Annotated in this window: 12 protein-coding genes and 1 pseudogene; 3 read left to right on the forward strand and 10 right to left on the reverse strand. The window is 47.3% G+C overall.

Going from position 1 to position 11,312, the window contains the following annotated elements; translation table 11 throughout:
* Positions 1 to 41: 41 nt before the first annotated feature.
* From BP71_RS07720 to BP71_RS07745, 6 genes and pseudogenes are all read right to left on the reverse strand, one after another.
* Entirely contained in the window at positions 42 to 1,094 is a 1,053-nt protein-coding gene (locus BP71_RS07720) for a FecR family protein (RefSeq protein ID WP_496377991.1), read from the reverse strand.
* A 14-nt stretch (positions 1,095 to 1,108) separates the two neighbouring features.
* Positions 1,109 to 1,771, reverse strand: coding sequence for an RNA polymerase sigma factor (locus BP71_RS07725; RefSeq protein WP_496377992.1), 663 nt, complete (start codon positions 1,769 to 1,771; stop codon positions 1,109 to 1,111).
* A 929-nt stretch (positions 1,772 to 2,700) separates the two neighbouring features.
* The gene (locus BP71_RS07730) at positions 2,701 to 2,850 is read right to left on the reverse strand and encodes a hypothetical protein (protein WP_496377993.1); all 150 of its coding nucleotides are present in this window, start codon (positions 2,848 to 2,850) and stop codon (positions 2,701 to 2,703) included.
* Entirely contained in the window at positions 2,835 to 3,041 is a 207-nt protein-coding gene (locus tag BP71_RS07735) for a hypothetical protein (RefSeq protein ID WP_496379028.1), read from the reverse strand. The genes BP71_RS07730 and BP71_RS07735 overlap by 16 nt, the downstream gene beginning before the upstream one ends.
* Before the next feature lie 4 nt (positions 3,042 to 3,045).
* Positions 3,046 to 3,168 (reverse strand): annotated as a pseudogene (locus tag BP71_RS07740) (hypothetical protein); the annotation flags it as partial.
* A 595-nt stretch (positions 3,169 to 3,763) separates the two neighbouring features.
* Positions 3,764 to 3,892 carry a hypothetical protein gene (locus BP71_RS07745; protein WP_496377994.1) on the reverse strand — a complete coding sequence of 43 codons (129 nt, stop codon included), beginning with the start codon at positions 3,890 to 3,892 and terminating at the stop codon, positions 3,764 to 3,766.
* Between the two features lie 41 nt (positions 3,893 to 3,933).
* Here BP71_RS07745 and BP71_RS07750 point away from each other — a divergent pair, with 41 nt between their 5' ends.
* The 3 genes from BP71_RS07750 to BP71_RS07760 all read left to right on the forward strand — a co-directional run bounded on the left by BP71_RS07750 (position 3,934) and on the right by BP71_RS07760 (position 6,550).
* Positions 3,934 to 5,298, forward strand: coding sequence for a hypothetical protein (locus BP71_RS07750; RefSeq protein ID WP_496377995.1), 1,365 nt, complete (start codon positions 3,934 to 3,936; stop codon positions 5,296 to 5,298).
* Positions 5,299 to 5,396: 98 nt separating this feature from the next.
* A complete protein-coding gene (locus tag BP71_RS07755; protein WP_496377996.1) occupies positions 5,397 to 6,029 on the forward strand; it encodes an FISUMP domain-containing protein in 633 nt (210 codons plus the stop codon).
* A gap of 50 nt (positions 6,030 to 6,079) precedes the next feature.
* A complete protein-coding gene (locus tag BP71_RS07760; protein WP_496377997.1) occupies positions 6,080 to 6,550 on the forward strand; it encodes a DUF3291 domain-containing protein in 471 nt (156 codons plus the stop codon).
* A 100-nt stretch (positions 6,551 to 6,650) separates the two neighbouring features.
* Here the strand turns inward: BP71_RS07760 and BP71_RS07765 are convergent, their stop codons facing one another.
* From BP71_RS07765 to BP71_RS07780, 4 genes are read right to left on the reverse strand one after another with little or no spacing between them, the layout of a single operon-like run.
* Positions 6,651 to 7,052 carry a metallophosphoesterase family protein gene (locus BP71_RS07765; protein WP_496377998.1) on the reverse strand — a complete coding sequence of 134 codons (402 nt, stop codon included), beginning with the start codon at positions 7,050 to 7,052 and terminating at the stop codon, positions 6,651 to 6,653.
* Positions 7,053 to 7,082: 30 nt separating this feature from the next.
* On the reverse strand, positions 7,083 to 7,577 hold the full coding sequence (locus BP71_RS07770; RefSeq protein ID WP_496377999.1) for a metallophosphoesterase: 495 nt from the start codon (positions 7,575 to 7,577) through the stop codon (positions 7,083 to 7,085).
* A 57-nt stretch (positions 7,578 to 7,634) separates the two neighbouring features.
* The gene (locus BP71_RS07775; RefSeq protein WP_496378000.1) at positions 7,635 to 9,719 is read right to left on the reverse strand and encodes a CehA/McbA family metallohydrolase; all 2,085 of its coding nucleotides are present in this window, start codon (positions 9,717 to 9,719) and stop codon (positions 7,635 to 7,637) included.
* Positions 9,720 to 9,731: 12 nt separating this feature from the next.
* On the reverse strand, positions 9,732 to 11,306 hold the full coding sequence (locus BP71_RS07780; RefSeq protein ID WP_496378001.1) for a RagB/SusD family nutrient uptake outer membrane protein: 1,575 nt from the start codon (positions 11,304 to 11,306) through the stop codon (positions 9,732 to 9,734).
* Positions 11,307 to 11,312: the final 6 nt, after the last annotated feature.

Below are 11,312 nucleotides of genomic sequence, written 5' to 3' on the forward strand. Positions count from 1 at the left end.
ACGGCATTGCTGACCGTTTTTTAGACTATAAATAACGATTTTCAGTCACAATCTCTGGCATAGATTACGATCTGACCGTCTACGATTTCGTAACGTGCCTGAATCGCTTCACAGATCAGACCGAGCTTTTCATACAAAGGCTCGTTGGTTAAGCGTGCCGTAAAATTGCAATGGGCAAGCAGGTGTTCGTCAAAAACAATTTTGACCCCATATGCTTCTTCAAGCATCTGCAGTACCTGTGGAATAGGTGTATCCGAGAATTCAAGCACGTCTACGTGCTCACCCGGGTTCAAAACGACCGGACTTTCAACCAGTGTTTTGATCAAACGTGCTCCCCTTTTTTCAAATACCGCCTGCTGATTGGGAACAAGTATCATTTCTTCTGAAAGTGATTGCGATGTACGCTCCTTCGAATTTTGTTTGAATACCGTAACCTTACCTGATCTTACAGCCACAGAAACGTTCTCATCCGACTCAAATGCCTTTACAGTGAAACTCGTACCCAATACTTTCGTTACTACCTCTCCCGCGTATACATAGAAAGGTTTGTCAACATTCCGGGCGACGTTGAAGAATGCCTTTCCCGTGAGGATAACTTTTCTCCTGGTTTTGCCAAAGCCTGTATCCACACGCAGCTGACTGTTCGGGAACAAGGTCACCAGGGTATTGTCACTTAATCTGAAGGAGCGCGGCCTGGAATCATTATTTACCTCTACGACCGAATAAGACCCGGCACCACTACGACTGATTATTTCTCTGTTAAAGCTCCAGAAACCCAGACCGGTCGCCAGCAACAGGGAAGCAGCTATTTTCCATACCCAACTTCCGTCAGAGGATTGCATCGGATATGTTTTCGAATCTTCCAGAATTGCATCGATGGCAGTCCTGACCTCCTTCTGGTCTGTTACGAGATCGTCGCATTTCAATGCAATGATCAGATTCCTTGCCTGCTCAATAACTTCATACTGTTCAGGATGGGCTCTTTGCCAAATTGGCCAGAAACTGTCTTCCGGTGTAAGTTTGCCTAATACCCATTTCCTGAAATATAGGTCCTGAACAAAATCTTCCGTTTCATAATTGGTGTAATTTTTCATAGGATGCTCGATAGTTAGGGTGAGGGTAAAACAGAGCGCAGGTCGATATTCAAAAGGAATAAAGGAACTGATATTGAGACCAGGAACCAGTTTCTGCGTAGCATTTTAAGCGCTTCGTAAACCAGATTTACGGCTGAATGCTGGTTGATCGACATGATGCCGGCGATATCATCATATTCCATTTCCTGATGAAAACGAAGATAGATTGCTTCCCTTTGCCGTTTTGTCAGCTTCTCAAGATTGGCCCGGAGCTTCCTCAGGTCTTCATGTATCACCTCATTGGAAATCATATAAGACTCTATGGCAAACTGAACTTCAAATGCGTAATCTTCCGTCACTTCATTGGCTTCCCTGAACCATTTGATCCGCTGTGATTCCCGTAAAATTTTTCTTCTGAACGACTTCAAAAGGTATACTTTGATGAGCCGTACGTCATCAAGATTCTCTTTACGGCTCCAGAGGTCGAGGATCAGATCGTGCAGGCAATCTTTTACAAATTCACGGTCCTTGTGAAATCTCAACCCATAATTCAGTAGTAGCGGGTAATACAGTTCCAGCATCAAACCAAAGGCTTCTCTGTCACCCTGTTTAAATGCCGTCCACAGATCAACTTCTCCTTCCAAGAGGAGTGCTCCTGACGGACCCGAATGGAATGATTTCGTATTTTGATTAATCATTGGCTCGCAGTCCCAAGAAATACAAAATATTTATAGAAATTCTTGACTGAAGCTAAATTGAGCTCAACCTCAATAATAAAGAGACAGCTTAGTGCTATAAGTCCTGAAATAAATAGAACTTTTTTTCCTTTTTTTTATCCGCGTCTAATAAACAGTACAGGTCACAGATAGAAAAATACTGAAAATCAACAAATTGAAAAATTATCGAGGTAACGCTAAACCTTAGTATAAAAAGGGGAATTCAGCCACACATAAATCCAGAAGATTATCTCCGTTTAGGAAAGTGAGCAATCCGCGGGGCAGTAAGGTTGGAGTTTGCAACCCGATCTGACTATTCGCAAAAATCCCCTCCCGGCGATTTTTTATGACCAATCGCCCCCGGGGTAAATTCGCTAAACGCCTTACCAACTGGGAAATACAGATATAGTATCAGAAAGTAACGCGGCCACCAGACATTTTAAACGAAGCAATTTGACGCTTAAACAAAATGAGCACGCTGGTGACTATGTATTTTTGTCCCATCACATTTAAATATAGAATGACATAGCAGAACTTTCCAACGGCAGCGGCTCAATCAGGGGTAAACGTAAATTCGGGGAAGCCGCCAATGAAACTGAACTCGTTCAGAGTGGAGGTTGGAAAGGCCGAATGTTCAGATATAGGCAAGCCTTTACGCCGTTCGATTGCGAAGAGGATAAGTACAGACAAACGAAGATTGCGAACTTGGAAAAGGCTTTAAAACGCCTGAAAGAACATGGCCGGTTCTTTCGCTCACCAGTTTCAGGGTTAATATAATCGAACTTTTTACATTGACAGAATGCCCCCACCTCCTTGTCCCCGTTAATGAAAATCGCACTCATCCGTACTACATACTTGCACGGGTACCAAGTTTCCTTCACCGATACCTCTACGCGGTTATCGATGGCTTCCTACATCACCTGGGTCGCCTCAGATATCCGATTGGGAGCTGCCAGAATCCTCTCTTTGTGCCCCAGGAAAATCTGCTCGATCGTATTGAACTGAAAATCAAGTGCGTTAATATTTCCTTCAATGATCCTGTTACTTAATAGGTTACCCATCCCAGCAAGGCGCTGAGCGGTATAGCCAGCCAGATGATATTTTCCCCTAACTTCTCTGTGAGCTTTGAAAGTTCACAGAGAAAACCCAGGGGCAGCAGCAAACAAAACGTATTGGTAAAGTACAGGTTGATGCTGGAAAACTGGTGGGTAAGGAAAGTTCTTGATGCATTCACATTTGCCATGCTGATCATAGATATCTTTTAGCAGGCTCTCCAAAGCAACATAATTGTAATCAACGATCGCCCCCCGTTCATAGAGCACTTTGAGCTGTGCTGATTGCATGGCGATGATCTGTGTTGCCCGGTTTTGGATTGACAAGATATATTGATATTCGTTGTCATGTAAAAGTCCTTTCAGCTCCTGTTCTAGGCTGCTTTCCCATTCGGGAACCTTTTAATTGTTCAGGAACTGCCGGGTTATAGCTCCGGTTTTTTACGTTTCCCCAGCATTTGACTTCACGTAGTTGAACGCGCAACACGGTAAGCAGGCAAAATGCCGACAAAGGATCTGCGGTGAAGGGCCGTATCCTCTGCCTTATCCTTGAAAAATCCCGGACCATGATCCCAAGCGCCCTGCTACTGCTGATGATAGCACCGTATATCTGCCTGGCTTCCCAAATACATGGAGACTTCGGACGGAATGACCACCTTGTTCCGTGCCAGATTGATCAAAGATCGACAACCCCAATTAAACCGCTAATTTACAATAAGTAACACACTTGGCTTGGTCAATTCAGCCCGAAACAACATGACTGCAATTTCCGAATTCAAGTGGTCAATAGGTCCCGATTCTCCATCAAAGTCGCCAAATCTGTGAAACGTAAATCCCGTATCCTCACAGTTTTCCTAAGTTCCTTGGTTAATGCGCTGGACTGAGCTTCTGACTTTCACTTTTGGGAACTGATATTCGCTGCTTACCCTACTTTTTCAATTCCGGCTCGGATGTATTTGAAATCCATACAGGAATTGCCGTTCACGAACTTCCCAAATGAATCATAGGACGAAGTTACCCCGCCATCAAGTTTTTGATTAATTTTGCTCATGTGAGATCATTATTGATCATTTTAGTAAATTCTGTATTGCCATGAAAAAATTCACTGTTTTTGTTTTTGCATTTTTCGCCTCTATCGACTGGTCAAGCGGCCAGGATTCTACGCGCTACCAACTTCGCCTTTCGGTTCCGGTCATCGACCTTCCGCAAAACAGAGAGCTTCCCTACCGCTATCCTTCCATGAACCAGGCTTTGGAGTTCTCTGCGGGCATCTATGAAATGGGTTATATGGGTATTGACAAGCTGGGAAATGCGCTTTTTAAGCCAGAACAGGAAGGATACACATTCGGAAAGAAAATACTGAACATTGGATTGAAGTATCTGCTAAGCGCAGGGTTTGTCAAATATGGAAGTGAACTCCCTATTCCGCTGGGCGTTTGGGCACACGAAGAATTCCACCGGTCTGTGCTGGGTGTCAATAAAATCGATTCAAAAAACGGCAACTGGCTGGGGCACCGGTGGGATGGAACTGTGTATGGCATTAGTGATCAGGAATTGACAATGCTTAAAAGCACCAACCCTGACCAGTTGCTTTATGCATACGTAGTCGGCGTGCAGTCGGAAGTCCTGTTGAGCGGAAAAATTTCTGTTCAGGATTTTTATAAAAAACGGACTTTGTCGAAGAATGCGCTCCTCCTCTATAACGCCTGGTATGTCTGGGATTATTTTAAATTTTCTGCCAGTCCGGTGGCGGATTCTGTAAAGATTTGGGGCGCAAAAACCGAAAACCCTGACCCAAAGCAGCGCGATTTTGCCGGGGCTGATCTCACAGCCTGGGTTTACGACATGTTTAGCCCCGACAAGCCTTACACCGAAAGAGATAAGTTTCCGAATGGAGAAGGCGTGAACCGAAGGATTGGCTACTCAGACTTATCTGTTGAAGCACAGCAGTACTTGTCAAAGCAGAAAAAATTAGCACTGCTTAACTTTGTCAATCCGGCCATTTTTTTCGTCAACCGCATTCCGCTCGGCAGGCATTCGTCCTTTAATTTTTTTATGCAGTATGTTCCAACCCACTTTGGAAACGACATTTCGTTAACACTTCCAGTGCAATATCGGAATGAGAATCTCCTATTGGGAGTCCACAAATTCAGCAATTTCAAATCCGAAGGTTATGGGCTTGACTTAGGCTTCTACAACAAACAATTGACAAAACGCCTGGAAACAGATTTGGTCATGCGAATATGGAACCAGCCCAAAAGTTTTTCCAATGAAGCCAAGCAAACAGGCGGATCACTGCAACTGGATGCCAGGTACAAGATAGCTCGGAATGTGGCCCTTGCCATAACGCTAAACGGTAAGACCAAAGGCTGGCAGACAGGCTCTCCCTACCTGAAATCAAATCTATCTTCCAGTTTAGGGTTCAATTACGTGCTGAGTAAACAAGCAAGCAATTAGGCTGCGCTACCACGACGAAAAATCGGACAAGTACGAGTCGGTATAAATCCAAGCCCGTTTTAACGCGGCGAGTCCATATTAACGAACCCAATCGAATAATGAAGCAGCATGACATCATAAGGCAATTGTTTTTTTTCGCTCTCCTTCTGGTAATTGTAACGGGGTGCAAGAAACATAAGAATAACGATCCTCTTCCCCAAACAAAAGATTCCCTGGCATTTGAAGGACGACAATACCCGATTCTTGTGATCGGCAATCAGGTGTGGACAACGGTAAACCATTCCGGACCGGGCGGAGCCAGCTACAACGCAACCGGAGACAAGCAGGAGTACGGTAAGTATTACGCATTCGAGGAAGTAATCGCAATACCTTTGCCCGAAGGTTGGAGACTTCCGACCAAACAGGATTATATCGAACTCGCCCAACATGAAGGGGTCACCTTTACGGGTAATCAGGCGATAAACCAGGAAGCGATTAAAAGACTTGTATCGGTCAGCAACTGGCGGTCAATTCCGGGAACGAATGCATCGGGGTTTAACGCCCGGCCTGCGGGTTATATCTTTCAAAATCAACCACCACTAGATGGTGAAATCGCTGAGTTTTGGACAAAGGAAGGCTACACCGTCAGCATACAGGAAACTGCTAACGGTAAGACCCATAAAATAAGCTTCTATGGTAATAGCAACAGCCCTGAATACCGGTTTAACCTTCGTATTGTTCGAAATAAATAGAGCTTGTCCGCCCATGTCCCACAAGTAACGTAACCAATAATTAAGTAGCAATGAATCCATATCAACTAGCGCAGATCAATGTAGCTAAAATGAAGGGTGTCAATATCAATGACCCAATAATGAAAGATTTCGTCGACAATCTGGATGCAGTCAACGACTATGCGGAAATAAGCGAGGGGTTTGTATGGCGATTAAAGGAAGAAACCAACAATGCAACCGGATTAGACCCGTATCATGACTCTACTATAATCACCAATGTTTCAGTTTGGCGTGACATACCATCCTTACAGCAGTTCACGTACCGCTCTCTGCATTCAGAATTCTTAAAAAGAAGGCGTGAATGGTTCAGCACGTATGGAAAGGTGTACATGGCGATGTGGTGGATCCCCACAGGTGAATTTCCGACAATCGGAGAAGCTATACACCGGCTTGAATATCTGGAGCTAAATGGTTCGTCACCATATGCATTCAGCTTTAAGAATAGCTTTTCTATGCCCCAAGCCGGCTCCTGCCGGGCTTGATTTGCGGTGTAGCACCGGCCACTTACTTTGCCCCAACTGCCCTTCCGCTAAGGCCTCGTGCGGGCACGATCTTCGGATTGCCTGATGAAATCACATCCTGTCAATTGGAATTTCGATTTATCTTCTTTGGTTGTCCTGTAGAATGGTGAATACATGGACGCCGAAATAGTGCCTTTTTCAATGTCGAAATCGAGCAGGCGGATGTAGCCGCCCCCCCGCATCCTCGCCCCTGGTAATCCTGCAGGATCTGATACACCTTTTCACCTCGCTCCCGTTCGTCAATTTTCAACGCAGAGTCGGCGACGTGGCCGCTGAAAACGAAGCGTACATTTGGATTGGGCTTTACCAACTTCGTAAAAATGTCCTGGGGACTGAAATCTCCATAGCCCGAGTTCGTCTGGCCGATCTCGCCTTTTGTAGTCAGGTAATAGTGTGTGAGAATGATCACATTGTAATTAAAATATTGCCTGGCAACGTCGGCGGCCCAGTTGATCGCACCCAACCTTGGACAGAATTCAAGTGTAATGACCAGTCAGTTGGTGTCGCCCGCTTTAAATGAGTAATAGGCATTATCACTCTTATCCGTTTCGTAACGGGCGCGTTGATGGGTGAAACGATGCACCGGGAAGTAAGCGTTGAACTTCCCCGTTTTCCTTAAATTCTGGTTTACATTGCCCGGCGTGGCACTGCCGCTCGCAAACCCTACGGCCTCGGTATCATGATTTCCCAGCGCAATCGCATACGGTATGTCGTGGCGGTCAAAAATTTCGTAGCCCTTGCTGGCAATCTCATAATGGTCATAGTTATCAAAATTAACCAGATCGCCCACATGCAAAACGATGGGTACGTTGAGCGAATCTTTCTTGTCAGCTATCCACCTCACCTGGCTGTAAAACATATCCTGCTTGCCGTCCACTTCATTTTGCGTATCCGGAAAAACAGGAATAGTGAATTTTTGAGCGCGACTTTGCTCAGCTCCAATTAAAATCAAGAAGAAAGCCAAATCGGCGTAAATAAACCTTTTCATAAACACAAAGGATTGCTTTTCAGCACAGTTTAAAATTTTAAAAAAAGTAAGTTACAATTATCTGCCATCTGATTTCCCCGATTGTCCAGACTGCGCTATCGAATCAGCATACAGCGCAAACCCGGCTTTCACTGCCTGAGATGCTTTGCCGAAAGCCGACGAGGTCATCGTTTTTTCGAGCCTACTTTGTTCCTGGAAAATGGAGGCTGCCTGAATAGCCACAGCTTCGTCAAAAGAACCGAGCTGATTGAAAAGCTGTTGTATATTTTGCCCGGAACCTTCAACCAATCGCCTGGCGTAGTCATAAGCGCTTGTTTTTTTTAAGTCACCGTCAGCATCCACCCAAATGGCACCCGAAGAGCCGATTACCTGTGGATTCCAGACACTGGACATGCGGGAATAAGGTTTAGGGATAATCCAAAATGGATGCAGCGGATCAGGCCCTTCGGCGATGACCACGAAATAGGTATCCTGCGAACCAATCGGAACCGTCCAGCTGCCCTCCCATTTCACTCCGTTTTGTCCGTTCGTCTGAATGCGCGCTTCCCGGATCTTCTTCCCGTTTGCGTAGAGCGAAACGCGGTCCGCCCTGATCCACGAAGGGCCGAGTACCCGGGCCGCAATTTCCACATTTTTCCCAGACGAAGGCGCCATGTCGCCGGGACCATAAGCGCCGTTCACCTTCACTTCGGCCATGAGCCCGAAACTTACCATGACTCGGCCTTCCAAGAGCTGGCTTATGGCTTCCCCTACATCGATTTTTGCTGGAACACTGTCCTCACACCGGATATAAGTTCTCCCTTGCCCGACGAGGTATCGCATGACATCGTGGGAATCACTCGAACCGACGGGCGTTAAAAACTGACCTCTGTTCAGCAAGCCAAACCAGTCGCGATACAGCTGCATAATGTCCTTTTGCTGCGCGCTCGAATTCATTACTTCCATTGCATTCGCCGGCAATTTCCAGCCTTGCAGGTCTTGTCCGGCGACGGAAATATGCCGCGACGGGCCAAATGGCTGAAAGTTGTAGAAGACATTACGGCCATGATTCAGAACGATCACCTGCTTTGCGCTGGTACCCAGCACCTGTGAAACCGATGCCCAGTCCTTCACCTGGTGATCGGCCGCCGTGGCGTCGTCTACGAGTGGGAAAACATTGAAATGACCTACCCTGGTCGTAAACTCGTTTCCCGTGACAGGCGTAAAGACCGTATCCAGACCCATCTTCCTGATCACGGGCTTCGCGTCGTACACGATGTTGTGATCCGTGAAAACGGGAAGTTCAATGCCTTCGCCGGCGATCGTCAGCAGCCGCTCCTCCACGGTTGCATCCCCGTGGCGAGAGTTAGTGAAAGTATGGATGTGTGTATCCGATGACACCCATCCTTGTGTAGGCACCTCTCTGGCCAGAACAAACGCGTGGGTTACCGGTTTGCCCTTTTTTACTTCCAGCAGCACGGAATCTACACCGTACTCGAATCCGCGGCTTGCGTAGATCTTATAGCGTCCCTCGGGCAGGCTGAAAGAAGCCTGCCCGCTGCCAGAGTAAATGCATCCGGTCCGCACTGCCAAAGGCTGACCCGTTTCGACATGGATGGGCTGCAACGCTTTTTGCATTGTCGTAATCGTAATGCGCGAAGGTACCGCACGGTTCGACCCTTTTTCCGAAATGCTCACCTTCACCTGTGCTTCTTTCAGCAGTTGCTGCTCCGGGCAGTCGAGTAGCTGGATGTCCCCTACCAGAATATCGTCCGGCAGGAGCTCCGGCTTTCCCGCCGCATCCAAGCACTGAATGGTCAGCACGTTACCGGCCGCTTTCAGAATCTCAGGCGGAACAGGTAAGTAACGCACCCTTGGATTTTCATCCTGGTCGAGCGTTCCGAGATCCCGGCCATTCAGGACCACGGCCCACCTGGCCTTTACGTCTTCCTGTCTGATGCCGAGCGTTGTTTCCAGTGCATTCGCTTTTGCATTGAAATGAATGGTGAGCTGCGTTTGTGATGTTCCTTTGAAACTGTCCCACTCGCGCTCCGTACCCGCGCGCAGGTGGTGCATGCGCTGATCCACTGCCAGAAACGCAGCTTTGATGTGTCCGTTTGCTAAAAGAAATAATACAATCAGGCTGATTCGAATGCTATGCATAGGTTTTTCGGATTACCAGTTGGGGTTTTGGGTTAGTTGAGGATTCAGGTCGCGTTCCTTCTGCGGGATCGGCCATAAGTAATCCCTATTCCTGTTAAAGCTCCTTTCGAATGCAGGTGCTTCAATGGTTTTCAATGTCCCGTTGTCCACATAGGTCATCCCCAATACCTTGCCGCGGAGAACCAGTTCGGCCAGGCGCCACCGGCGGAGATCAATATAGCGCAAACCCTCGAAAGCCAGTTCAACCAACCGCTCTTTGCGCACGATCTGCCGCATGGTCTGCTGGGAGGCCAAATCTTTCACTGGGGGCATATTCACGTCGGTGCGCTGGCGAACCAGGTTGATCGCGTCCAGAACACTTTGGTCCAGCTCGTTCAGTTCGATCTTCGCCTCTGCGTAGGTCAATAAAATCTCCGCGTAGCGCATGAGGATAATATTGATCCCGCAATTGGCTGGTTGCGCCAGGTCCTGGGGGTTAATGTACTTTTTCAATGTAAAGCCGGTGGTTGAAGTAATATAGCTATAACCTACTGCATCGGCTGTGCCACTGCCGGGAATTGGGTTATAGGTTTTTCCGTCCGGTAACCGCTCCCCTGCCACAAAAACGGAATATCTTAGCCGGGAATCCCTGTTCTGATAGGGGCTTTCAGGATCAAACCCGCTCGACGGATCAGTTATATCCTTGCCATTGCTCATGGCATAAGCATCTACCATCGCCTTGGTAGGCACATACGTATTGGTACTGGCCTGCTGACTGTACGGCGCCATGGTAGCGAATACATTATTGTTATAGTTGTCTTTAATGAACTGCTTGTCAAGAATGACCTCCTTGTTGTTCTCGGCTTCGTAACTGAATAACTTTTCATACGAAGGATAGACGCCGTAGACGTCGAGATCCATTACTTCCTTCGCTGCCGCGGCTGCTTCCTTGTAGCGGCCTGCATACAACATTGCCCTCGCTTTGAAACCCAGCGCAGCACCTTTCGTGATACGCCCTTTTTGCCCGGCGGCAGGCGCAAGAAGCCCTGCCGCGTCCGTCAGCTCGGTAACGACGAAATCCCAGACTGTCTCGACCGAAGCCCGCTTGACCTGCCTGCTTTCATCCAAAGTAATTTCATCTGCGATGAGCGGGACATCTCCATACAAACCGGCAAGTTTCAAATACAGATAAGCCCTCAGAAACTTCACTTCTCCTTTCAACTGATTAACCCTGGCAGGATCAGCATTCTCTACCCTACCAATGTTCTTAAAAAAGCTGTTGGCGGCGCGAATTCCCTTGTATGCATTGGTCCATTCCGCTAGAACTTTGGTGTTCAATGCGTCCGTCTGCCCCTTTTCTATCAGCGCTTCGGTCTGGAAGCTTTGATTGGTATGCCCGATATCGGTCATCCCGTCCCAGCTAAAAATGCCCGGACCTTCCAGATAGGTGTAGATGGCATTTGCTGCCATGGTAGCATCTTGTTCCGTTTTCCAGAATAATTCTACCGGCAAGCGGTCGTTAGGAATAGTTTCCAACAAATCCCGGTCGCAGCCTGAGGCGATTGTCAGCAACAGGGTCACCACAATATTTCGTAAGGATGTATGCATGGTCTT

The organism is Dyadobacter ginsengisoli DSM 21015, assembly GCF_059568735.1.